General features: G+C 66.5%; 21 protein-coding genes. 11 read left to right on the top strand and 10 right to left on the bottom strand.

Annotated elements, in window-relative coordinates; genetic code table 11:
* Positions 1 to 64 precede the first annotated feature (64 nt).
* Complete coding sequence (locus tag G7026_RS16295) at positions 65 to 697, top strand: FMN-binding negative transcriptional regulator (RefSeq protein WP_181071967.1); 633 nt, start codon at positions 65 to 67, stop codon at positions 695 to 697.
* 49 nt (positions 698 to 746) lie between these two features.
* Here G7026_RS16295 and G7026_RS16290 read toward each other — a convergent pair whose 3' ends face one another.
* Positions 747 to 1,559: a helix-turn-helix domain-containing protein gene (locus tag G7026_RS16290; RefSeq protein WP_181071966.1), complete on the bottom strand. Its 813-nt coding sequence runs from the start codon at positions 1,557 to 1,559 to the stop codon at positions 747 to 749.
* Between the two features lie 158 nt (positions 1,560 to 1,717).
* On the opposite strand from G7026_RS16290, the gene G7026_RS16285 reads away from it, so the two are divergent.
* The 9 genes from G7026_RS16285 to G7026_RS16245 all read left to right on the top strand — a co-directional run bounded on the left by G7026_RS16285 (position 1,718) and on the right by G7026_RS16245 (position 11,221).
* Positions 1,718 to 3,151 (top strand): alanine/glycine:cation symporter family protein, encoded by a 1,434-nt coding sequence (locus G7026_RS16285; RefSeq protein ID WP_181071965.1) that lies wholly within the window; start codon positions 1,718 to 1,720, stop codon positions 3,149 to 3,151.
* A 209-nt stretch (positions 3,152 to 3,360) separates the two neighbouring features.
* The gene (locus tag G7026_RS16280; protein ID WP_181071964.1) at positions 3,361 to 4,353 is read left to right on the top strand and encodes an asparaginase; all 993 of its coding nucleotides are present in this window, start codon (positions 3,361 to 3,363) and stop codon (positions 4,351 to 4,353) included.
* Positions 4,354 to 4,430: 77 nt separating this feature from the next.
* A complete protein-coding gene (locus G7026_RS16275) occupies positions 4,431 to 4,877 on the top strand; it encodes an Lrp/AsnC family transcriptional regulator (RefSeq protein WP_181071963.1) in 447 nt (148 codons plus the stop codon).
* 352 nt (positions 4,878 to 5,229) lie between these two features.
* Positions 5,230 to 6,324, top strand: coding sequence for a TRAP transporter substrate-binding protein (locus G7026_RS16270; protein ID WP_181071962.1), 1,095 nt, complete (start codon positions 5,230 to 5,232; stop codon positions 6,322 to 6,324).
* A 2-nt stretch (positions 6,325 to 6,326) separates the two neighbouring features.
* A complete protein-coding gene (locus G7026_RS16265; protein WP_181071961.1) occupies positions 6,327 to 6,845 on the top strand; it encodes a TRAP transporter small permease subunit in 519 nt (172 codons plus the stop codon).
* A complete protein-coding gene (locus G7026_RS16260; protein ID WP_181071960.1) occupies positions 6,842 to 8,167 on the top strand; it encodes a TRAP transporter large permease in 1,326 nt (441 codons plus the stop codon). Before G7026_RS16265 ends, G7026_RS16260 begins: the two co-directional genes overlap by 4 nt.
* A 16-nt stretch (positions 8,168 to 8,183) precedes the next feature.
* Positions 8,184 to 9,020 carry a sulfite exporter TauE/SafE family protein gene (locus G7026_RS16255; RefSeq protein ID WP_181071959.1) on the top strand — a complete coding sequence of 279 codons (837 nt, stop codon included), beginning with the start codon at positions 8,184 to 8,186 and terminating at the stop codon, positions 9,018 to 9,020.
* Between the two features lie 9 nt (positions 9,021 to 9,029).
* Positions 9,030 to 10,613 carry a gamma-glutamyltransferase family protein gene (locus G7026_RS16250; protein ID WP_181071958.1) on the top strand — a complete coding sequence of 528 codons (1,584 nt, stop codon included), beginning with the start codon at positions 9,030 to 9,032 and terminating at the stop codon, positions 10,611 to 10,613.
* Positions 10,614 to 10,729: 116 nt separating this feature from the next.
* Positions 10,730 to 11,221, top strand: coding sequence for a GNAT family N-acetyltransferase (locus G7026_RS16245; RefSeq protein WP_181071957.1), 492 nt, complete (start codon positions 10,730 to 10,732; stop codon positions 11,219 to 11,221).
* Here the strand turns inward: G7026_RS16245 and G7026_RS16240 are convergent.
* The 4 genes from G7026_RS16240 to G7026_RS16225 all read right to left on the bottom strand — a co-directional run bounded on the left by G7026_RS16240 (position 11,218) and on the right by G7026_RS16225 (position 15,839).
* The gene (locus G7026_RS16240; RefSeq protein ID WP_181071956.1) at positions 11,218 to 11,520 is read right to left on the bottom strand and encodes a P-II family nitrogen regulator; all 303 of its coding nucleotides are present in this window, start codon (positions 11,518 to 11,520) and stop codon (positions 11,218 to 11,220) included. The two genes, G7026_RS16245 and G7026_RS16240, sit on opposite strands and share 4 nt — an antisense overlap.
* A 1-nt stretch (position 11,521) precedes the next feature.
* The gene (locus tag G7026_RS16235; RefSeq protein ID WP_181071955.1) at positions 11,522 to 12,463 is read right to left on the bottom strand and encodes a sodium-dependent bicarbonate transport family permease; all 942 of its coding nucleotides are present in this window, start codon (positions 12,461 to 12,463) and stop codon (positions 11,522 to 11,524) included.
* A 124-nt stretch (positions 12,464 to 12,587) separates the two neighbouring features.
* Positions 12,588 to 14,396 carry a sodium-extruding oxaloacetate decarboxylase subunit alpha gene (gene oadA / locus G7026_RS16230; protein WP_181071954.1) on the bottom strand — a complete coding sequence of 603 codons (1,809 nt, stop codon included), beginning with the start codon at positions 14,394 to 14,396 and terminating at the stop codon, positions 12,588 to 12,590.
* 27 nt (positions 14,397 to 14,423) lie between these two features.
* Positions 14,424 to 15,839: an acetyl-CoA carboxylase biotin carboxylase subunit gene (locus G7026_RS16225; protein ID WP_181071953.1), complete on the bottom strand. Its 1,416-nt coding sequence runs from the start codon at positions 15,837 to 15,839 to the stop codon at positions 14,424 to 14,426.
* Between the two features lie 174 nt (positions 15,840 to 16,013).
* On the opposite strand from G7026_RS16225, the gene G7026_RS16220 reads away from it, so the two are divergent.
* Complete coding sequence (locus tag G7026_RS16220) at positions 16,014 to 16,970, top strand: LysR family transcriptional regulator (RefSeq protein ID WP_181071952.1); 957 nt, start codon at positions 16,014 to 16,016, stop codon at positions 16,968 to 16,970.
* Positions 16,971 to 16,977: 7 nt separating this feature from the next.
* Here the strand turns inward: G7026_RS16220 and G7026_RS16215 are convergent, their stop codons facing one another.
* The 5 genes from G7026_RS16215 to hexR form a co-directional block, all read right to left on the bottom strand.
* On the bottom strand, positions 16,978 to 18,303 hold the full coding sequence (locus tag G7026_RS16215) for a TolC family protein (RefSeq protein WP_181071951.1): 1,326 nt from the start codon (positions 18,301 to 18,303) through the stop codon (positions 16,978 to 16,980).
* Positions 18,300 to 21,389, bottom strand: coding sequence for an efflux RND transporter permease subunit (locus G7026_RS16210; protein WP_181071950.1), 3,090 nt, complete (start codon positions 21,387 to 21,389; stop codon positions 18,300 to 18,302). Before G7026_RS16210 ends, G7026_RS16215 begins: the two co-directional genes overlap by 4 nt.
* Positions 21,389 to 22,516, bottom strand: coding sequence for an efflux RND transporter periplasmic adaptor subunit (locus G7026_RS16205; RefSeq protein ID WP_181071949.1), 1,128 nt, complete (start codon positions 22,514 to 22,516; stop codon positions 21,389 to 21,391). The genes G7026_RS16210 and G7026_RS16205 overlap by 1 nt, the downstream gene beginning before the upstream one ends.
* A 229-nt stretch (positions 22,517 to 22,745) precedes the next feature.
* Entirely contained in the window at positions 22,746 to 22,928 is a 183-nt protein-coding gene (locus G7026_RS16200; RefSeq protein ID WP_181071948.1) for a PA3496 family putative envelope integrity protein, read from the bottom strand.
* A 108-nt stretch (positions 22,929 to 23,036) separates the two neighbouring features.
* Positions 23,037 to 23,903: a transcriptional regulator HexR gene (gene hexR / locus G7026_RS16195; protein WP_181071947.1), complete on the bottom strand. Its 867-nt coding sequence runs from the start codon at positions 23,901 to 23,903 to the stop codon at positions 23,037 to 23,039.
* Positions 23,904 to 23,987: the final 84 nt, after the last annotated feature.

The raw sequence follows: 23,987 nt of genomic DNA, 5'->3' as shown, positions 1-23,987 counted from the left end.
CTGAAGACGGCCCTTACAAGCAGCCGACGCTTTGCCTAGGATGGGCCACCCTCAGGAGAAGCCCATGTACCTACCCTCCGCCTTTCGCCAGACCGACCTCGCCCAGCTCCATAACCTGATCGACAGCACCGGCCTGGCCCTGCTCACCAGCAGCGGCAGCCAGGGGCTGATAGCCAGCCACTTGCCGCTGCTGCTGGTACCCGATGAAGGGGAATTCGGCACGCTCTATGGCCACTTCGCCCGCGCCAACCCGCACTGGCGGGACCTGGCCGAGGGAAGCGAGGCGCTGGCGGTGTTCAGCGGCCCTGACGCGTACGTGCATCCTGGCTGGTATCCGTCCAAGGCCGAGCACGGCAAGGTGGTGCCGACCTGGAACTACATCGCCGTGCATGCACGGGGCCAGACCGAGGTGTTCACCGATCCCGAGCGCCTGCTGCAGCTGGTGAGCCGCCTAAGCGAGCGCCACGAGGCGGCGCAGGCCAACCCCTGGTCGGTCAACGACGCGCCCCGCGATTACCTCGATGCCATGCTGCGCGCCATCGTTGGCTTCGCCCTGCCGATCGCCCACCTGGAAGGCAAATGGAAGCTCGGCCAGAACCGCGACGCCGCCGACCGTGCCGGTGTCCGCGACGGGCTGGCCGCCTCCGCGAACCCGCGTGACCGCGAGCTCGCCGAGCAGATGAGCCTGCTCGACTGAGCCCGCTCTGCGGGCGAGACTGCACCTGGCGCTCGCCCTCGGAGGCGCCTCACTCGATCTCGAACAGCCCGTTGCGCAGCACGGCACCGCCGAGGCGCTGGCGGATATCGTCGTCCAGGCGGGGATCGTCCGGGGCGTAGAGCATCACCTGGCGGTAGGCGTTGACCCGATTGATCTCCCGGCCCAGGTATTCCCAGACCACCCGGGTGCAAGCCGGCGTGCGGCGGTCGCCGCTGGAAACACCGGACTTGAGCCCGTTGAGCCGGGTGATGCGGCTCTTGAAGCTGGGAATGAGGATGGTCTGGCTCATCTCGTTGCCGGTCAGCGACTCGTAGTCGACGAGAAACAGCCGGTCCTGCAAGTAGAAGGCGGCGCCCAGGTAACGGCAGCGCACCCAGTCCTCGGCGGTGCCGTCACGTGGCCGCTCCTGGCGTTCCTGTCGCTCGAAGACAAAACCGCCGCGCTCCTCGCGCAGGTGCACCAGCGACAGCAGCACCTGACCTGGGACCGACAGGCAGTTGGAATATTCGAAGTAATAGCCGCAGTAGCGCTCCAGCGAGCTGGCGTGTTCACGCAGCGGGGCGAACAGATCCAGCAGCGGGTCCGCGCCGGACGGCAACTGCGTGTCGCTGCCCCGCGCGCCGATCAGACGGGCGAACTGCTCGTTCGGCAGACCGAGCTCATGCGGCTCGACGCCGAAGAAATCGCAGATACGCTTGAGGTTGTGCGCGGTGGGTCTGCTTTGCCCGGCCAGGTAGCGGTTGAACTGGGCGCGATTGAGCGCCAGCTTGCGGCAGACCTCGGCGATCGAGCGGTAATGACTGCAGAGGAGCTTGAGGTTGGGGCCCAGCGAATCGGACACGTGGTCGTCCAGAATGATGCGAGTGACGCGATTCTAGCATCAACTCGCATCAGCTCGATGCGACCTGCGAAATTGCACCGGACCGCCGCCTTCGCCAACCATGTGGCCCGCCGCGCGGCGGCGCCCGCCATCCACCAGAACAACAAGAGAACGACCTCATGCTCGATCTTCTCAACGACCTCATCTGGAGCAAGCTGCTGATCGTGATGCTGATAGGCCTCGGCCTGTTCTTCACCCTCGCCTCGCGCTTTGTCCAGTTCCGCTATTTCGCCAGCATGTTCCGCATCTTCGGCGAAGCCTTCCAGCGCCAGCCGGGCCAGCTGAGCTCGTTCCAGGCCCTGATGCTCTCGGTGGCCGGGCGCGTCGGCGCCGGCAACATCGCCGGGGTCTCGGTGGCGATCATGCTCGGGGGCCCCGGTGCGGTGTTCTGGATGTGGGTCGTGGCCCTCGTCGGCATGGCCACCAGCTATTTCGAGTGCTCGCTGGCACAGCTCTACAAGCGCCGCGAGCCCGATGGCGGCTACCGCGGCGGCCCGGCCTTCTACATCCAGCACGGCCTCGGCCAGCGCTGGCTGGGCATCGTGGTGTCGATCCTGCTGCTGGTGACCTTCGGTTTCGGCTTCAACGCAGTGCAGTCCTACACCGTGGCGAGCTCGCTGCACGACACCTTCGGCGTACCGACCCTGGCCAGCGGCGTGGTCCTGATGGCCGTGATCGGCGTGATCATCTTTGGCGGCATCAAGCGCATCGCCAGCTTCGCCGACGTACTGGTGCCACTGATGGCCTTCGCCTACATCGGTCTGGCGATGCTGGTGATCGGCATGAACCTGACCGAGGTACCCGCGACCCTGGCGCTGATCGTCAAGAGCGCCTTCGGCCTGGAGCCGGCCTTCGCTGGCGGCATTGGCGCGGCGATCATCATGGGCGTCAAGCGCGGCCTGTTCTCCAACGAAGCAGGCCTCGGCAGCGCGCCGAACGTCGCCGCCGTGGCCGAGGTCAAGCACCCGGTGGCACAGGGCATCGTGCAGTCGCTCAGCGTGTTCATCGACACCCTCATCCTGTGCACCTGCACCGCCCTGATCATCCTCCTCGCCGGTGTCTACCAGCCGGGCATGGACGTCGCCGGCGTGGTGCTGACCCAGACCGCCGTGGCCAGCGTGGTCGGCGAATGGGGCCGCGTGTTCGTCAGCCTGGCGCTGCTGCTGTTCGTCTTCACCACCCTGATCTACAACTACTACCTCGGCGAGAACGCCCTGGGCTTCTTCAGCCAGAAGCGTGGTCCGGTCGTGGTCTATCGCATCCTGGTGATCCTTCTCGTGCTGTGGGGCTCGGTGCAGGACCTGGGCACGGTGTTCGCCTTCGCCGACGTCACCATGGGCCTGCTGGCGATCGCCAACCTGATCGCCCTGGCGTTGCTGTTCAAGGTCGGGCTACGCCTGATGCGCGACTACGACGGCCAGGTGAAGGCCGGCGTGAAGTCGCCGGTCTTCGACGCCAGCAACTTCTCCGACCTTGATCTCGACGCGTCGGTATGGCCCAACGCCAAGGCTGCCCCGCCGTCCGAGCTCGACGCCCAGGCGCAGCAGCGCTGATCGCCCATCGGTAACGAAGGGGGCGCAACAGGCTGTGTGAAACGTAGCGAGCAAAGTACAGGCAATGCAAAAACAGGCGAAAAATCGCAGTTTACGAGTCGTAAATGAGCATTTTGAGCCTGTTTTTAACGCAGCCTCACCGAGCGCAGTAGTTTCCACACAGTCTGGCAAGCGTCCTTTTTCTCGCCCGACCGTCGACGGAGTCCCGTATGGCCGCACCTGAAAAACTGCTGGTGCTCTACACCGGCGGCACCATTGGCATGCAGATGAGCGCGTCCGGCCTGGCGCCGGCGTCCGGCTTCGAGGCGCGCCTGCGGGCCCGCCAGGCCGAGGAGCCGGCCCTGCGGCTACCGCCCTGGGCCTTTCGCGAACTGCTGCCGCTGATCGACAGCGCCGACCTCACCCAGCAGCACTCGCTGGCCCAGCGCGACGCCATCGTTGCGGCCGTCGAGCAGGACGGCTGCGATGCCGTGCTGGTGCTGCACGGCACCGACACCCTGGCCTACAGCGCCGCCGCCCTGAGCTTTCTGCTGCTCGGCCTGCCGGTGCCGGTGGTGCTGACCGGCTCGATGCAGCCGGCCGGCGTGCCCGGTGGCGATGCCTGGCCGAACCTGTTCGGCGCCATGCAGGCGCTGCAGGCGGGCGTCGCGCCGGGCGTCCACCTGTTTTTCGATGGGCAACTGATGCACGGCGCGCGCTGCTCCAAGCTGCGCAGCGACGCCTTCGATGCGTTCCAGGTACTGCCGCGCCTGCGCCAGGCCGAACGGGCCGAAGCGCTGCCGCCCACGCTGGATTACCGCCACCCGCGCCAGCCGGTGAATATCGCGCTGCAGCCCTTCTATCCGGGCCTGCGGGCCGCGCACCTGCGCGCCCTGCTGGATTGTGGCGTGCAGGGGTTGTTGCTCGAGTGCTACGGCAGCGGCACCGGGCCGTCCAGCGATGCACAGTTGCTCGCTGTACTCGAAGAGGCCCACGCCCGCGGTGTGGTGCTGGCCGCGATCAGCCAGTGCCCCCAGGGCCATATCGAGTTCGGCGTCTATGCCGCCGGCAGCCGGCTGCTCCAGACCGGTCTGGTTTCGGCCGGTGGAATGACCCGCGAGGCGGCGCTGGGCAAGCTGTTCGCCCTGCTCGGCGCGGGGCTTTCCCAGGGCGAGGCCGAGCACTGGATGACCCGCGATCTGTGCGGTGAAATGCGCGACTGAAACAGGCCGCGTCCGGATGCGGGGGCAAGTTGGCATGCCCTGCGCATCCCTTGGGGATCTGCATCCGGAAGGTCCCCATGAACAAGCTCGACAATGCCCTGCTGAACATCCTGATCAAGGATTCGCGCACCTCGTTCGCCGAAATCGCCCGGCAACTGAACATCTCTCGGGCCCACGCCCGCACCCGCGTCCAGGCCCTGGTGGGCAGCGGCGTGATCGAGCGATTCACCGCCGTGGTGGATCCGGAGAAGCTCGGCAAGGGCATCTCCACCTTCATCGACCTGACCGTCGCGCCCAGCGCCATCGAGGCGGTTGCGCAGCGCCTGGCTTCGACGCTCGAGGTGGTCAGTCTGTACATCATGAGCGACCTCCGAAGCCTGCACATCCACACCCTGACCGATAGCTACGAGACCTTCGACGCCTTCGTACGCGAGCACATCTTCAACCACCCGGAGATCCTCAGCGTCGACTGCAAGACCCTGATGACGCGGGTCAAGCATCGCCGCGGCGGCGCACGCCTGTGAAGCGCAGCGCCTCTTATCCGTGCCACGGCGGTACGCAATGGTGCAGGTATGACATCTGCACCGGATGCACCTGCCAGCCGGACGAATGAACGCGGTTAGGTCACCGCAGCTGACAGATGTAAGAAAAGCGCCTGCTTTTTTTACTTTTCGTCACGCCCCGACACCATCCCGGCGGCACCCAACGCGCGAAACGAGGGCACCTCGCTCATTCGACCACGCCTGATTAACCCTTATATTTCAATAAGTTATTGCTATCCCCCAGCTGGCATGGCGGTTGCTCAGGCCCTTGCGCACGACTTTACAACCGACAGCCAACGCGCTTTTCGACGCATAAGTGCACAGGGAGATCAGCATGAGCCTCAACCGACGTAAATTCCTCGGCGCCGGAGCCGCCGCCAGCGCGGGCCTGGCCCTCGGCGCCCCGACCATCGTCAGCGCCGCCGAAGGCAAGACTTTCAACTGGAAGATGACCAATGCCTACGCTCCGGGCTCGCCGTTCTACGTGCAGGGCCCGGGCAGCCCCACTGACTTCTGCAAGCGCGTCGAGGCGATGTCCGGTGGCCGCCTGAAGATCCAGCACTTCGCCGCCGGCGAGCTGATCCCCGCCCTGGAAGGCTTCGACGCGGTCTCCAGCGGCCTGGTGGAAATGAACGCGGCCAACGCCTTCTTCTGGGCCGGCAAGATCCCCGCCGCGCAGTACTTCACCGCCGTACCCTTCGGCATGAACACCCAGGGCATGAACGCCTGGCTCTACAACGGCGGCGGCCTGAAGCTCTGGGAAGAGCTCTACGAACCCCACGGCCTGGTACCGATGCCGATGGGCAACACCGGCACCCAGATGACCGGCTGGTTCCGCAAGCCGCTCGAAAGCGTCGGCGACCTCAAGGGCCTGAAAATGCGCATCCCGGGCCTTGCCGGCAAGGTCTACAGCGAGCTCGGCGTGGCCGTGCGCCTGCTGCCCGGCGGCGAGATCTTCCCGGCGCTGGAGCGCGGGGTGATCGACGCTGCCGAGTTCGTCGGTCCCTACCAGGACCGCCGCATGGGCCTGCACAAGGCCGCGAAGAACTACTACACCACCGGTTGGCACGAGCCGACCAACGTCACCGAGCTGATCATCAACAAGAAGGCCTGGGACAGCCTGCCCGAAGACCTGCAGGCGATCGTGCGCATCTGCGCCCAGGCCTGCAACAACGAGAGCTGGGCCTGGTCCGACGCGGTCAATGCCGACGCGCTCGAGGACCTGGTCAGCAACGAGGGCGTGATCGCAAAGCCCTTGCCCGGTGAAATCATCACCCGCCTGCGCGAAGTGACCGCCGACACCCTGGCCAGCATGGCCGCGGCCGACCCGGCGACACGCAAGGTGCACGACCATTTCATGGCCTTCCGCGGCAAGTACAGCTCCTGGTCGGGGACCGGTGAAAAAGGCTTCATGGATCTGGGGGTATAACCTTGCTGTCGGTCATCAATCGCCTGGAAGGTCTGGTCGAGGCGATCGGCGCGGTGGCGCGCCTGTGCGTGCTGCTGCTGGTGCTGCTGGTCTCCGGCAACGTGCTGATGCGCTACCTGCTGGACATCAGCCCGGTGGCGCTGCAGGAACTGGAGTGGTACCTGATCTCGCCGATCGCCCTGCTGGGCATTTCCTACACCCTCAAGCACCGCGCCGACGTGCGCGTGGACTTTCTCTACGAGCGCTTCGGGCTGCGGCTTCGCGCCGCCATCGACCTGTTCAGCGGCATCGCCACCTGCGCGATCGGGCTGTTCATCGCCTGGGTCGCGTGGGGCTACGTGATGCAGTCCTATCACATGGGTGAAGGCTCACCGGACCCGGGTGGCCTGCCGCACCGGTTCCTGATCAAGGCCTTCCTGCCGCTGGGCTTCGCCCTGCTCGGCCTGCAGGGCATCGCCGACACCCTGCGTGCCCTGCACGGCCTGATCGGCACCAACGGTCTCGGGGAGGTGCGGCCATGAGCCCCAACGAATGGCTGGCGATCCTGATGGTGTTCGCCTTCTTCGGCATGATGATGATCGGGGTGCCGGTGGCGATCTCGCTGGCCGTCTCCGGCTTCGCCGCCGGGCTGCTGGGCTTCGGCCCGATGCTGTTCAGCCTGTTGCCGGCGCGGATGTTCGGCGTGGCCAGCAACTACACGCTGCTGGCGATTCCGCTGTTCACCTTCATGGGGGTGATGCTGGAGAAATCACGGGTCGCCGAAGACATGCTCGAGACCATCGGCAAGGCCATGGGCGGGCTCAACGGCGGCATGGGCCTGGCGATCGTGCTGGTCGGCGTGCTGCTCGGTGCCTCGACCGGCATCGTCGGGGCCACCGTGGTCACGGTCGGCCTGCTGACGCTGCCGGCTCTGCTGCGCCGCGGTTACAAGCCGAGCGTCGCCTGCGGCACCATCTGCGCCTCGGGCACCCTGGGCCAGGTGATCCCACCGAGCCTGGTATTGATCCTGCTGGCGGACATCCTCGGCCAGTCGGTCGGTTCGATCTTCGCCGCCGCGTTCATCCCGAGTCTGGTGCTGGCCAGCGTGTACATCATTTACATGCTGCTGCTCGGCTGGCTGCGCCCTGAATGGGTGCCGGCGATCCCCGCCGAAGAGCGCGCCGCGATCAGTCGCAAGCAGCTGCTCAAGGACCTGGCGCGCACCGTGCTGCCGCCGCTGGCGCTGGTGATCGCGGTGCTGGGCGCGATCATCGGTGGCATCGCCGCGCCCACCGAGGCGGCATCGATGGGCGCCCTCGGCGCGCTGGTGATCGCCGCCTGCGCCGGACGGCTGAACCGGGTAACGCTCAAGCAGACCTTGCACGGCACGCTGACCATCAGCGCGATGATCTTCCTGATCCTGTTCTGCTCGCAGCCGTTTTCCCTGGCCTTCCGCGGGCTGGGCGGCGAGGCGCTGGTGCATGACCTGTTCGGCCTGCTGCCCGGCGGCGAGCTGGGGGCGATCCTGTTCCTGATGGCACTGCTGTTCGTGCTGGGGTTCTTCCTCGAATGGATCGAGATCTCCTACATCGCGTTGCCGATGTTCCTGCCGGTGTTCATCGGCTACGACACGGACATGGTCTGGCTGGCCATACTGGTGGCGCTGAACCTGCAGATGTCATTCCTCACGCCACCGTTCGGCTGGGCGCTGTTCTTTCTCAAGGGCGTCGCGCCGCCGGGTGTGCGCACCCGCGACATCTACGTCGGCGCGCTGCCCTTCGTCGGGCTGCAGATGATCGCGGTCGCGCTGGTATTCTTCTTCCCCACCCTTGCCACCTGGCTACCGAAGGCCATCGGCTGGTAATAACAAGAGAGGCGCTATGGAATTTTTGTCTGCCTACAGTCCGGCCTGGCTGGCCGGACTGGTCGTCGCGTTGCTGGTCACCGGTGCCGTCGCCGGGATTCTCGCCGGGTTGCTCGGCGTCGGCGGCGGGATCGTCATCGTCCCGGTGCTCTATCACCTGTTCACGCTGCTCGGCATCGACGCGGACGTGCGCATGCACGTCGCAGTCGGCACCTCGCTGGCGGCGATCATCCCCACCTCGATCATTTCGGCGCGGGCGCACTACAAGCGCGGCGGGCTCAAGCCCGAACTGCTCAAACCGCTGATTCCCTCGACCCTGGTCGGCGTGCTGATCGGCAGCCTGCTCAGCGGCGTGTTCAGCGGCCAGACGCTGGCGGTGATCTTCGGCGTGGTGGCCGTGCTGGTGTCGCTGAACATGGCCCTGCCGCGCACCTTCGACCTGCGCGACGGCCTGCCGGGACGCTTCGGCACCGGCATGCTGGGCCTGTTCATCGGCGCCGTCTCGACGCTGATGGGTATCGGCGGCGGCACCCTTAGCGTGCCGGCCCTGAGCGCCTTCCGCACGCCCATGCACATCGCGGTGGGCACCGGTGCCGCGCTCGGCGTGGTGATCTCCATCCCGGGGGCGCTGGCGTACCTCATCAACGGTCTCGGCGTGCCAGCGCGCCCGCCCGCCTCGCTGGGCTACGTCAACCTGCTGGGCCTGGCGCTGATCGTGCCGATGACCATGCTCACCGCGCCGCTGGGCGCACGCATCGCCCATGCGATCAACGCCCAGCTGCTCAAGCGCCTGTTCGCGCTGTTCCTCGCCATCACTGCCGCGCGCATGCTGATCGGCGCCTTTTCGAACTGAGAAGCGACCATGCTCAAGACTACCCATGCCACCAACGGCCTGTTCGTGGCGCCCCATCATCTGGCCGCGCAAGCCGGTCGTGACGTGCTCAAGGCCGGCGGCAACGCGGTGGAGGCGATGGTCGCCGCCGCCGCCACCATCGCCGTGGTCTACCCACACATGAACGCCATCGGCGGCGACGGTTTCTGGCTCATCCATGAACCGAGCAAGACTCCGGTGGCCATCGACGCCTGCGGGCCGAGCGCCGCCCTGGCCAGCCGCGATTTCTACGCCGGTCACGAACAGATTCCCTCGCGCGGCCCGCTGGCCGCGCTGACTGTCGCCGGCACCATCGGCGGCTGGGCCAAGGCGCTGGAGGTCGCGGCGCCCTGGGGCAAGGCGTTGCCGCTGGCCGACCTGCTGGCCGATGCCATCGGCCGCGCCCGCAGCGGCATTGTGGTGAGTCGCAGCCAGGCGCACCTCAAACGCGTCAAGCTGCAGGAGCTGCGTGATGTGCCGGGCTTTGCCGAGACCTTTCTGGTCGATGGCCAGGTACCAGACGAAGGCAGCCTGCTGCGCCTGCCCGCCCTGGCAGCTACCCTCGAGCGCCTCGCCAGCGCCGGGCTGGACGATTTCTACCGCGGCGAGCTGGCCACCGCGATGGCCGCCGAACTCGAACAGCTCGGCAGTCCGCTGCGCCTGGCCGACCTTCAAGGCTACCGCGCCCAGGTGGTGACGCCGCTGCAGCTGCGCCTGGGCGACGCCACGCTCTACAACATGCCGCCGCCCACCCAGGGCCTGGCCTCGCTGCTGATCCTCGGCATCTTCGAGCGCCTGAGGGTCGCCGAGGCCGAAGGCTTCGCCCACGTCCACGGTCTGGTGGAGTCGACCAAGCAGGCCTTCATGATTCGTGATCGGGTGGTCACCGACCCCGGCCGGGTGCCATCCGACCCGCAGGGCTTTCTCGACCCGACGCAGCTCGACGAACTGGCCGCCGCGGTGGATCCCGAGCAGGCACTGCCCTGGCCGCGCCCGGCCGCACCCGGCGACACCATCTGGATGGGCTGCATCGACAGCGAAGGTCGCGCGGTCAGTTTCATCCAGAGCGTCTATTGGGAGTTCGGCTCCGGCGTGGTGTTGCGCAGCACTGGGGTGAACTGGCAGAACCGCGGCATCAGCTTTTCCCTGGACCCGACTGCGGTGCAGGCGCTGGAGCCGGGCCGCAAGCCGTTCCACACCCTCAATCCGGCGCTGGCGCTGTTCGATGACGGGCGCACCCTGAGTTACGGCACCATGGGCGGCGAAGGCCAGCCGCAGACCCAGGCAGCGGTGTTCAGTCGCTACCGTCTGGGCAGCGATCTGCAGGCCGCGATCACCGCGCCGCGCTGGCTGCTGGGGCGCACCTGGGGCGACGTCAGCACCAGTCTCAAGCTCGAAAGCCGCTTCCCTGCGGAGCTGGTCGCGCAGCTGCGCGCCGCCGGGCACGTGGTCGATGTGCTCGACGAGGCCTTCAGCGACACCATGGGTCATGCCGGTGCGCTGCTGCGCCACCCCAGCGGAGTGATCGAAGGCGCGGCGGACCCACGCAGCGACGGCAGCGTCTGCGGGCTCTGACCGTTGCCTCCGTCCCGTCGCCTGGCAGGCGGCGGGACGCCTCGCCCATATCCGGATGCTTGCGGCACGGCGCGAAGCCTCGCAGGATGGAAGCTTGCGATCAGAGGAGCCCTGCCATGCCCACCGCCATTTCCGTCGAGATCCGACCCGCCAGCGCCGCCGACCATGATGCCTGGATGCCGCTGTGGCAGGCCTACCAGCGCTTCTACATGACCAACATCCCCGCCGAAACCACCGAGCGCACCTGGCAGCGGTTCCTCGATGCGGGCGAGCCGATGCATGCCGCCCTGGCCTGGCACGAAGGCGAGGCGATCGGCCTGGTGCACTGGATCTACCACCGCTCCTGCTGGACCACTGGAGACTCCTGCTACCTGCAGGATCTGTTCGTCGGCAAGGCGGTGCGCGAAAGCGGCGTCGGCCGGCGCCTGATCGAGCACGTCTACGCCGAGGCGCAGCGCGCTGGCTGCGCGCGGGTGTACTGGCTGACCCATGAGACCAACACCACGGCGATGCGTCTGTACGAGCGCATCGCCGAACGCTCGGGCTTCGTCCAGTACCGCCAGGACGACCTGCAGCGCTTCGCCCGGAGCGAACGCGAGCAGCCCTAGAACTTGGCCGGGCGCAGCACCTCGACCTGAGCGAGGTAACAGACCATCGCGAAATGGTCGTAATAGCGCGTCTGCAAGTGCCGTGCGATGCGCTCGGCAATGTCGCGGCTGCAGATCACTTCCAGGCGGATGTTGCCCTCGGTGTTCCATTCAGCGCTGCGCACGCCACGGCTGCCCGAGCCGCGCGCGTCGGACAGCGTCCAGCCCGGCGCCCCGAGCTGCTTGAGGTCGGCGACCAGCCTGGACTCCAGCGCCGACTCGCAGATCACGGTGAGCAAGGTGCGGATGTGCTCGGTCATGTCAGAACCCCCAGGCGATCAGTTGTTCGGCCAGCGCCAGGTACAGCGGGATGCCGATCAGGATGTTGAACGGAAAGGTGATACCCAGCGACGCCGTCAGCGACAGCGACGGGTTGGCTTCGGGCACCGCCAGGCGCAAGGCGGCCGGCACGGCAATGTAGGACGCGCTCGCCGAAAGCGTGGCGAGCATCGCCGTGCCACCCAGCGACAGCCCCATCAGCCGTGCCAGCACGGCACCGACCAGCGCACCGATCAGCGGCATGCCCAGACCGAACGCCGCCAGCCGCAGCCCGTAGCGTTTGAGCGAGCCGAGCTGACCCGAGGCGATCAGGCCCATCTCCAGCAGAAAAAGCGCCAGCACCGGCTTGAACATGCTGGTGTAGAACGGCTCCAGCGGCTTGATGCCCTCCTTGCCGGCGATCGCCCCGATGATCAGTCCGCCGAGCAGCAGCATGATGCTCTTGCCGAGGAAAATCTCGCGGCCCAGCTCGCGCCAGTTCGTATCACGACTGATGCCCTTGGCCAGCACGATGCCAACCAGGATCGCCGGGATCTCCAAGATCGCCACGAACAGCGGCATGTAGCTTTCGAAGTCGATGTTCTTGGCCAGCAGGAACGCCACCACCACCGCGAAGGTACCGGCGCTGACCGAACCGTAGTGGGCCGCGACGCCGGCCGAATCGACCCGCGAGAAACCGAGCGCCCTGAGCAGCGGGAAGGCCAGCAGCGGCAGGCAGCAGCCGAGCAACAATACCAGCGCCGACTGGCCGAGCAGCGCGGCGCTGGCCTGTTCGGCGAGCTCGACGCCGCCGTGCAGGCCAATGGCGAGCAGCAACAGGATCGAGAGGGTGTCGTACAGCGCGGGCGGCAATTTCAGCTCGCTTTTGACCAGCCCGGCGAACAGGCCGAACAGAAAGAACAGCACTACAGGGTCCAGCCCCATCGATACCTCCGGTTCGTTGATGATCGTTCAGCTGCAAGGCTAGACGACGCCCGCGGCGGGCGAAGCACGTACGTTTCGTCGTAAAAAAAAGGGAGCCTTGCGGCTCCCAGGGGGGACTGCTCGATCAGGCGACGATTTCCACCAGCGTCTCGCCAGGGTTGACCCGGTCGCCCTTGGTCACGTGGATCGCCTTCACCGTACCGGCGATGGGCGCCTGCACTTCGGTTTCCATCTTCATCGCCTCGGCGATCAGCAGGGCCTGACCCGGCTTGACCGTATCGCCTTCGGCCACCAGCACCTCGACGATGTTGCCCGGCATGTTGGTGCTGACGTCGCCCGGCCCGCTGGCCTGTTTGCGCCCACCATCGGAACCCGCGACATAGCTGTTGAGCGGCTCGAACACCACCTCCTCGGGCATGCCGTCGATCGACAGGTAGAAGTGCCGCTTGCCCTCGCCCCTGACGCCGACCCCGGTGATGTCGACGCGGTAGCTTTCGCCATGCACGTCGATGACGAACTCGGTCGGCACTCCACCGGCGCTCGCGGCGGTCGCACTGCCGTCGGGAATCGGCAACAACACTTCGGGTTGCAGCGTGCCGGCCTCACGCTCCTCGAGGAACTTGCGGCCGATATCCGGGAACATGGCGTAGGTCAGCACGTCCTCCTCGCTGCTCGCCAGTGCGCCGACCTCGGCACGCAGGCGATCGAGTTCAGGCTTGAGCAGATCGGCCGGGCGACACTCGATCAGCTCCTCACTGCCGATAGCCTGACGACGCAGCGTCTCGTTCACCGCGCCGGGTGCCTTGCCGTAGCGGCCCTGCAGGTAGAGTTTCACTTCATTGGTGATGGTCTTGTAGCGCTCGCCGGCCAGCACGTTGAAGAACGCCTGGGTGCCGACGATCTGCGACGTCGGCGTGACCAGCGGCGGGAAGCCGAGGTCTTCGCGCACCCGCGGGATCTCCGCCAGCACCTCGTTCATGCGGTTCAGCGCGCCCTGCTCCTTGAGCTGGTTGGCGAGGTTGGAAATCATCCCGCCGGGCACCTGGTTGACCTGCACCCGGGTGTCGACGCCAGTGAATTCACTCTCGAACTGGTGGTACTTCTTGCGCACCGCATGGAAGTACAGACCGATGTCCTGCAGCAGCTCCAGGTCCAGGCCGGTGTCGTAGGGCGTGCCGCGCAGCGCAGCGACCATCGACTCGGTGCCCGGATGGCTGGTGCCCCAGGCCATGCTGGAGATGGCGGTGTCGATGCGATCGGCGCCGTTTTCCAGCGCCTTGAGCTGGCACATGCTGGCCACGCCCGCGGTGTCGTGGGAATGCACCACCACATCCATTTCCGGCAGCGCACTCTTGAGCGCCTTGACCAGGTCGCCGGTGGCGTAAGGGGTCAGCAGACCGGCCATGTCCTTGATTGCGATCGAGTCGACGCCCATCGCCGCCATCGTTCGCGCCTGCTCGACGAACGCCTCGGTGGTATGCACGGGGCTCGTGGTATAGGCGATGGTGCCCTGGGCATGCTTGCCGGTCTTCTTCACCGCGCGAATGGCGGTTTCGAGGTTTCGCACGTCGTTCATCGCATCGAAAATGCGGAACACGTCGATGCCATTATCCGCCGCACGGGCGCAGAAGGCCTCGACCACGTCGTCGCTGTAGTGCCGGTAACCGAGCAGGTTCTGCCCGCGCAATAGCATCTGCAGACGCGTGTTGGGCAGCGCCGCCTTGAGCTGGCGCAGGCGCTCCCAGGGGTCTTCCTTGAGAAAGCGCACACAGGTATCGAAGGTGGCGCCACCCCAGACTTCCAGCGACCAGTAGCCGACGCGGTCGAGCTTCTCGCAGATCGGCAACATGTCCTCGGTGCGCATGCGGGTGGCCAGCAGCGACTGGTGGGCGTCGCGCAGGATGGTGTCGGTGACCGTGATTTTCTTGTTCATGGGTTCTGCTCCTTCATCGGCCGGAAGCTACAGGCCGGCATGGGCGGCGATGGCGGCGGCGATGGCCAGGGCCAATTCACCGGGCTTGCGCTTGATCGAGTAGTTCAACAGCTGCGGGTGTTCGTCGACGAAGCTGGTGTTGAAGCGACCGCTGCGAAAGTCCGGATCGGCGAGGATCTGCTGGTAGTAGGTCGCGGTGGTCTTCACGCCCTGCACGCGCATGTCGTCCAGCGCGCGCGAGCCGCGGGCCAGGGCTTCTTCCCAGGTCAGCGCCCAGACGATCAGCTTCAGGCACATGGAGTCGTAATACGGCGGGATGGTGTAACCGGTGTAGATCGCCGTGTCGGTGCGCACGCCGGGGCCGCCGGGCGCGTAATAGCGGGTGATCTTGCCGAAGCTGGGCAGGAAGCCGTTGCGCGGGTCCTCGGCGTTGATCCGGAACTGCAGCGCGTAGCCGCGGTACTGGATGTCCTCCTGCTTGAACGAAAGCGGCAGGCCGGAGGCGATGCGAATCTGCTCGCGGACGATGTCGATCCCGGTGATCTCTTCGGTGATGGTGTGTTCGACCTGCACCCGGGTGTTCATCTCCATGAAGTACACCTCGCCATCGGCGAGCAGGAACTCCACGGTGCCAGCGTTCTCGTAACCCACCGCCTGGGCGGCGCGCACCGCCAGATCGCCGATGTAGGCGCGCTGCTCGGGGGTGAGCTGCGGGCTCGGGGCGATCTCGATCAGCTTCTGGTTGCGCCGCTGGATCGAGCAGTCGCGCTCGAACAGGTGCACCGTGTTGCCGTGGCCGTCGGCGAGGATCTGCGCCTCGATGTGCTTGGGATTGACGATGCATTTTTCCAGGAAGACTTCCGCGCTGCCGAATGCCTTGGTCGCCTCGGAGATCACCCGCGGGAAGTTCTGCTCCAGCTCGGCGCGCGAGTTGCAGCGGCGAATGCCGCGCCCGCCGCCGCCTGAAGTCGCCTTGAGCATCACCGGATAGCCAATGCGGTCGCCCTCGGCCAGCGCCTCGGCCAGATCCCCGACATTGCCCTCGGTACCGGGCGTGACCGGCACGCCGGCCTTGATCATGCTGCGCCGCGCCTCGGTCTTGTCGCCCATGCGGCGAATCACTTCGGCGCTGGGACCGACGAAGCGAATCCCGCGCTCGGCGCAGATTTCCGCCAGCTCGGCGTTTTCGGAGAGGAACCCATAACCGGGATGGAGCGCGTCGCAGCCGGTCTCCACCGCGAGGTTCACCAGCTTGCGCGGGTTGAGGTAGCCGGCCAGCGGGTCTTCGCCGACGCGATAGGCCTCGTCCGCACGTTTGACGTGCAGCGCCATGCGGTCGGCCTCGGAGTAGACCGCCACCGAGCGAATGCCCATCTCGGCGCAAGCGCGCACGATGCGCACGGCGATCTCGCCACGGTTGGCGATCAGTAGCTTTTTGATCACGCGAAAGCCCTCGGATCGTTGTTATTTCGGGTCGCTGTGTGACCACAATCAGAGACGGGGTCGCGTTTTAAACTACGCCTTTACCGATGATTAAAGAAAATCAATAATTGTTTGGCTATGCATAAGTATTTACTTATACAGCTCCCACAAGCACCTTTTTCGAGGACCGATACCGTGCGCAAATCGCTGCTGCGCCTCACCTTGCGCCAGCTTCAGGTCTTTCGCGCGGTCTGTGACAGTCGCTCCTACAGCCGCGCCGCCCTGGAAATGTCGCTGACCCAGCCGGCGGTGAGCCTGCAGATTCGCCAGCTCGAGGAATTGGTGGGCCAGCCGCTGTTCGATTACGTCGGCAAGAAGCTCTACCTGACCGAAGCCGCCGAGGCATTACGACGCGCCAGCAGCGATATCTTCGGTCGGCTCGAGAGCCTCGACATGCAGCTGTCCGACCTGCAGGGCTCGCTGCAAGGCCAGCTGCGCCTGGCCATCGAGTCGAGCGCCAAGTATTTCCTGCCGCACCTGTTCGCCGCTTTTCGCGACCGTTATCCGGAAGTCAGCCTGCAATTGGTGGTGGTCAATCATGCCGAGGCGGTCAAGCGCATCACCGCCAACCGCGACGACCTGCTGGTGATGACCCAGATTCCTTCCGACCTGGCGCTGGAATTCCTGCCCTTCCTGGACAACGCCATCGTCGCGGTGGCCCGGATTGGGCATCCGGCAACCAAACGCGCATCGCTGATGCTGCAGGAACTCACCGCCTGGCCGCTGCTGGTGCGCGAGCAGGGCTCCGGGACACGCAAGGCCTGTGAAGAGTACTGCCATCAGAAGCGCGCGCATTTCCCCCTTACCGAGGAGCTGGCATCGTTCGAAGCGCAGAAGGAAGGCGTACTGGCAGGCATGGGCATCGCGCTGTTGCCGCGCCACGCGGTGCGCCACGAACTGCAGGCTGGCGTGCTGGTGGAATTGCCGGTGGAGGAGTTGCCGCTGGTGCGCAGCTGGTGCCTGGCCTATCCGCGCGGCAAGCACCTCTCACCGGTGGCGCAGACCTTCTTTCGCTTCGTGCAGAGCGAGCGCGCGGCGATCAATGCCGTCAGCCGGGCGCTGGAGCCCGGGCGTACACCCGAGGAGATGTGATCCCACCTCAGGGCAACGGAGGCGCCAGCCCGAGGGTGCGGTAGATCTCCACCCAGCGCAGCGCGACATCGGCGGCGGCCTGCACCTGGTCGAGCTGGGCCTCGAACTGGGTGCGTTCGGCATCGAGCACTTCGATCAGCGAGACGGTACCGGCGTCGTACTGGCGCCGCGCCAGATCGGTGGCATTGGCCGAGGCGCGGATCGCGGCGTCCAGCAGGCGCTGGCGGGCCAGCCCTTCGGAATACGCGGCGATCGCGCTACGGGTTTCGCGCAGCGCCTGGCCGACGGTAGCCTGATAGCCGAGCAGCGCCTGCTCGCGCCGCGCATCGCTGGCTTCGATCTGCGCGCGAATCAGGCCGAAGTCGAAGATCGGCTGCAACACCTGGCCGCCGAGCGACCAGCTGGCACCCGAAACACCCTGCTCGACGCCTACCAGGGCACCCAGACTCAGCTGTGGAAAGCGCAGCGCACGGGTGGCCTCGAGCGTGGCGTCAGCAACCTGCATCCGCAGCTCGGCAGCACGCACATCGGGCCGCCCGCGCAGGCTGCTGGCCGGCAGTTCGAACAGGGCCAGCAGCTGGGAATCGTCGGGGGTCGCCGGCAGTTCGGTGGCCGTACCCAGCAGCGCGTCGATCTCGGCCTGATCGCGATTGAGCAGATAGCCCAGGGCATAGCGCGCTGCAGCGGCCTGCTCCCGCGCCCGGGGCACCGCGGCACGGGTAATGGCGACTTGGGTGTCGAACCGCTCGACATCCAGCCCGCTGGCGGTGCCCTGATCGAAGCGGACCCGGGTGATGCGCGCCACCTGGGCCTGACTGTCGGCAGCCTGCTCGGCGATCTGCGCCTGCGCCAGGGCCAGCCGGTATTGCAGATAGGTCGTCGCGACCTCGCTGATCAGGCTCAGGCGCAGCGCTTGGTAATCGGCGCGCGCAGCCTGCAAGTCGGCTTGCGCGGCGCGATCCAGCGCCCGCAGACGGCCGAACAGGTCGAGCTCCCAGGCCAGCTCCAGCCCGTAGAAATACGATTCGTCGTGGCCGTTGGTACCTCGTCCCTTCTCGTGCCGACCGGTGCCGTAGAGACCGGGAAACAGTGCGCCCGTGGTCTGTCGGCGCAGTGCGCGCTGCTCGCGGATGCGCTGGCTGGCGACGGCCAGGTCGAGGTTGTCCTGCAGCGCCAGCTCCACCAGCCGCGCCAGTGCCGGATCGCCGAGTCCGTCCCACCACTGCAGCGGCAGCGCGACCAGGGCTTCGTCCACTGGCGGCGGTGGTTTCTGATCCTGACGCGCCGCACAGCCCACCAGCAGCGCCAGGCACAGCATGGCAAGCATTCTCATGCGCTTTCTCCGGCGGCGGCGCGGGCCTGCGCCTCGCGGCGTCCGGCGAGGAAATGGCGATCCATCATCAGGTAGATGACCGGCGTGGTGAGCAGGGTCAGCACCTGGCTGAGCATCAGCCCGCCGACCACCGCCACGCCCAGCGGCTCGCGCAGCTCGGCGCCGGTACCGAAGGCGAGCATCAGCGGAAACGCCCCGAACATCGCCGCCAGGGTGGTCATCAGAATCGGCCGGAAGCGCGTCAGACAGGCCTGGTGGATCGCATCGCGCGGGGCCATTCCCTGGCGTTGCGCCTGCAGCGCGAAGTCGATCAGGAGGATGCCGTTCTTCTTGACGATACCGATCAGCAGGATCAACCCGATCAGCGCCATGATGGAAAAATCCAGGCCCCACAGCCACAGCAGCAGCAGCGCGCCGAGGCCAGCCGAGGGGATGGTCGAGAGAATGGTCAGCGGGTGGATAAAGCTCTCATAGAGCACCCCGAGGATGATGTACACCGCCACCAGCGCCGCCAGGATCAGCAGCGGCTGCGAAGCCAGGGTCTGCTGGAAGGCTTGGGCTGCGCCACTGAAGCGCCCACCAATGGTGGCCGGCATGCCGAGGTCCTGCTCGATCTGGCGCAGCACGGCCACCGCATCGCCCAACGCGACGCCCGCGGCAAGGTTGAAGGAAATGTTGGCCGACGGCAGCAGGCCGCTGTGGTTGATGCTCACCGGTGCCGCGTGCTGCGGCTGGACGCTGGCGAAGGTGCCCAGCGGCACCAGCTGGCCGGTGGTCGGCGAGCGCAGCTGGAACAGATCCAGGCTCTGGACCTGCTGTCGCTGGCTGCGGCTGAGTTCGAGCACCACGCGGTACTGGTTGGCCTCCGTCTGGATTTCATTGATGCGGCGCTGGCCGAAGGCGTCGTAGAGCGCGTTGTCCACGTCGCTGGCGGAAAATCCGTAGCGCGCCGCGGCCTCGCGGTCGATGCGCACCGGTGTCACCGCGGCGTCGAACTGCAGGTCGGTGTTGACGTCGCGAAACAGCGGGTGCTCCTGCAGCCGTTCGGTCAGGCGCGGCGTCCATACCGCCAGCTCGTCCAGCGAACGGCTGCGCAGCACGTACTGGTACTGCGCGCGCGACGCCCGGGAGCCGAGGTTGATGTCCTGCGCCGCGCGCAGCGTCACCCGCAAATCCGGTATCGCGGCGAACTGTGGCCGCAGCCGGTCGATGATCTGCTCCACCGTCGCGTCACGGTCGTCGGGGTCGCTGAGCACCACCGCCAGGCCGCCCACGCTGTAGGTGCCGTCGTTGCCGATGTCGGCGTTGAAGGCGATCACGTCCGGATCATTGCGCAGGATCTGTACCACCTGGCGACTCTTGACCTGCATCGCCTCGTAGGAAATGTCGGCCGACGCCTGCACCGTGCCGTTCATGAAGCCGGTGTCCTGCAGCGGAAAGAAGCCCTTGGGCATGAGCACGAACCCGCCGACGCTGAGCAGCACGCACAGGCCGAACGCCGAGAGGGTGATGCGCTGATGGTCGAGCGCCCAGATCAGCGCCCGATCATAGCGGCCGATCACCCGGTCCATCAGCCCGCCACGGCCATGCCCCGGCGGCAGCGGTTGCATGAACAGCGCCGCCAGCGCCGGTGCCAGGGTCAGGCAGATGACCACCGAAATCAGGATCGCCGAAGTCGCGGCCAGGGCGAACTCACGAAACAGCCGGCCGATGTAGCCGCTCATGAAGAACAACGGGATAAACACCGCGACCAGTGACAGGCTGATGGAGACCACCGTGAAACCGATCTCCTGAATGCCCTCGAGGGCCGCCTGCACTCGCCCGACGCCGCGCTCGAGGTGCCGATGGATGTTTTCCACCACGACGATGGCATCGTCGACGATGAAGCCCACGGCGATGATGATCGCCACCAGCGTCAGGTTGTTCAGCGACAGGCCGAAGAGATACATCGCCGCGCAGGCGCCCACCACCGAGGTGGCGAGCACCGAGAAGACCACCAGCGTCGCCGACCATTGGCGCAGGAACAGCGCCATGATGCCGACCACCAGCACCACGGCGATCAGCAGGGTCAGCTCGGCCTCGTGCAGCGAGGCGCGAATGGTGCGGGTACGGTCGTTGAGCACCTCCACCTGCAAGTCCGCCGGCAGCTCGGCGGTGAGCTCCGGCAGCGCGGCGATCACCGCCTCGGCGGTCGCGACGATGTTGGCGCCGGGCTGGCGTCGGATCACCACCGCGACGCCAGGAATGCCATTGGGCGTGGCTTGGGTGTAAGCATTCTCGGAGCCGAGGCTGACGCTCGCCACGTCGCCGAGGCGAACGGGCGCGCCGCCGCGGTAGGCGACGATGAGGTCAGCATAGTCGGAGGCTTCGAACAGCTGGCCGTTGCTGTTCAGGGTGGAAAGCCGGTACTCGCCGACCAGCGCGCCGGTCGGCCGGTTGCCGCTGGTACCCTGCACCGCGCTGCGAATCTCGGCAAGGGTGATGCCCGCCGCGACCAGCCGCTCGGGCCGCGCCTGGATGCGGATCGCCGGGCGCTGCAGACCGTTGAGGCGGATCATGCCGACGCCCTGGATCTGGCTCAACTGGCGGGCGATAGCCGACTCGGCCAGGTCGCTCACTTCATAAGGCGACAAGGTCTGCGAGCTGACCGCGAGGATGATGATCGGCGTGTCGGCCGGGTTGATCTTGCGCCACACCGGCAGCTCGGGCAGGTCCGCCGGTAGCCGGGAGGACGCCGCGTTGATGGCCGCCTGAACTTCCTGGGCGGCGGCATCGATGTCCTTGTCGAGGTTGAACTGCAGAATCAGCTCGACCCGGCCCAGCGAGCTGGTGGAAGTCATGTCTTCGATGCCGGGGATGGCGCTGAACTGCACCTCCAGAGGCGTCGCCACCGACGAGGCCATGGTGTCAGCGCTGGCGCCAGGCATCTGCGCGGTGACCTCGATGGTCGGCGCGTCCACCTCCGGCAACGGCGCCAATGGCAGCCGCGTGAAGGCGATCACCCCGCACAGCAGCAGCGCCACGGCCAGCAACACGATACCGATTGGATGGCCGATGCACAGCGCGTAGAAACCGCGCGATTGCATCAGTGCGCCCCCGCGATCGGCTCGTCGGCCTCGCGTACGGCGATGCCCGGACGCAGCCGCGATTGTCCGTCGGTAACTACCTGTTCGCCAACCTCGAGCCCCTCGACCACGGCCTCGTCGGCGGTCTGGTAGACCACCCGCACCGGCACCGGCTGCGCCTGGCCCTCGACGACACGCCAGACGAAGGTGCCCTCGGCGCCCTGGCGTATCGCCCGCAGCGGGATGCTCAGCACCCCTTCGAGCAGACGCGCCTGCAGGCTCATCACCACCGACTGGTCCGGCCACAGGCGCTCGTCGGCATTGTCGAACCGCGCCTTGACGCGAATGGTGCCGGACTCCAGCGCCACACGGTTATCGATCAGCTCCAGGCGGCCTTCGGCGATCGCCTCGCCACCATCCTCGCGGTAGGCCACCACCGGCGCGTCGGGGGTCTGCGCGAGAATGCGCTGCAGCTCTGGCAACCGCGCCTGCGGCAGGGTCGCCTCAACGTGGATCGGGTCGGTCTGCACCACCGAGAACAGACCCGGGGCATCGCCGCTGCGCACCAGCGCACCCTCGTCGACGTTGCGAATGCCGACGCGGCCATCGGTGGGTGAATGGATGCGGGTGTAGCTCAGTTGCACCCGGGCCGCCGCGACGGCCGCCTCGCGGGTGCCGAGGGTCGCCTGCAGACGCGCCACGAGGGCCTTCTGCTGGTCGAGGGTCTGCGCCGGTGCGGCGCGCTCCTTGACCAGGTTCTGGTAGCGGCGCAGGTCGATGCGAGCGATGTCCAGTTCGGCGCGGGTGACATCACGCTCGGCTTCGGCCTGGCGCAGCGCGGCGGCGATGCTGCGATCGTCGATCCGCGCCAGCAGGTCGCCCTTGCGCACTCGTTGCCCTTCGGCAACCGGCAGTTCGACGAGCGTGCCGTCCACCTGCGGGCGAACTTCGATGCTGCGCAGTGCGCGTACCCGGCCGAGGCCGCGCAACAGCACCGGAACATCGCCGCGGGTCACGGGGGCCAGGGTCACCGGAATGGCACCAGAGGTCACCACAGGAGCTGGCGCCGGGCGCGACAACCACCAATAGGCGCCGCCAGCGAGCACACCAAGTAGCGCAACGATGGGGATAACACGCGTGGCTGCCATGCCTTTCTTTCTTCTCGTTCTCGGCGAGCAGGCGCGGTAGACAGGCCGCCTGTTCGTCAATTCATGGGATACGGAAGAAGCGTTTGTACCCGATTTTGTGGTTCGGCGGGGTTAGCCACTGAACTTCTTTACAAATTGATTGCCGTTGAAAATCCGGCAAGGCCCGTAACCCCCTGCGACAGGGGGCCCGACGCCGCTCGGCTGTTGCATCCCGCAAAAAAAAAGATTCTCAGGCGACGCGGCGACCATGGCCGGCAAGCAGCTCGTCCAGGTCATCCACCAGCTCGGCCTGCAAGCGGCGCTGCTCGGCGTAAAGCTCGATGGCCCGGCGATAGCGCATGCGGCGCTCGTCCTGCAACTTGCGACGGCCCTTGGAATCGAGCGTGGCGGTGTAATCGTTCGAGGAATGCATGCCAATTCTCCCGGAAGCGGTTGTGGGAGTCTCAGCATCGGAGCTTGAAATGACAGGGCGAGGACGCCGCCATGACGCTGCGATGACAGCTGCCGTGCGGCGTTGCGTTCAGTCTTCCTGGGGCTTTATCGTCTTGGGCGACAGACGCAGGCTACGCAGACTGCGTTTGACGCTCTTGAGGTGGTTCACCAGGCTCGGGCCGCGCGCCATCGCCACGCCCATGGCCAGCACGTCGATCACCACCAGATGGGCGATACGCGAGGTCAGCGGGGTGTAGATCTCGGTGTCTTCCTGCACGTCGATCGCCAGGTTCACCGTGGCCAGGTCGGCCAGTGGCGTCTGCCCCGGGCACAGGGCGATCAGCGATGCACCGGCTTCACGCACCACGTTGGCGGTGATCAGCAGGTCCTTGGAACGCCCGGACTGGGAAATGCAGACGGCAACGTCCGACGGCTTGAGGGTGATGGCCGACATCGCCTGCATGTGCGGGTCGGAGTAGGCCGCGGCGTTGAGCAGCAGGCGGAAGAACTTGTGCTGGGCATCGGCGGCCACCGCCCCGGAGGCGCCGAAACCGTAGAACTCGATGCGCTGTGCCTTGGAGCACAGGCCGATGGCCTTCTCCAGCGCCACCGGATCGAGCTTTTCGCGGATTTCGATCAGGGTGTGCAGCGTGGTGTCGAAGATCTTCATGCTGAAGTCGGCGACCGAGTCGTTCTCGCTGATGGCGAACTGGCCAAAGCTGGCCCCGGCGGCCAGACTCTGTGCAAGCTTGAGCTTGAGGTCCTGAAAGCCGACGCAACCGATGGCGCGGCAGAAGCGCACGATGGTCGGCTCGCTGACCCCTACCGCCTGGGCCAGGTCGGCCATCGAACTGTGCATCACCGCAGCCGGATCGAGCAGCACGTGATCGGCTACCTTGAGTTCCGACTTGCGCAGCAGATTTCTCGATTGAGCGATGTGTTGCAGCAGATTCACGGTGCGGTCTCGCTATGCTCGACGGCTGGCAGACGGGGCGACACGGGCTGTAACGTACGCCAATAGCTGCCGGCTGGGTGTAGT

The organism is Stutzerimonas azotifigens (assembly GCF_013522725.1).
Lineage (GTDB): Bacteria > Pseudomonadota > Gammaproteobacteria > Pseudomonadales > Pseudomonadaceae > Stutzerimonas > Stutzerimonas azotifigens_A.
The sequence above is the reverse complement of the archived record's forward strand: the minus strand, read 5'-3'. Positions and strand labels throughout refer to the sequence as shown.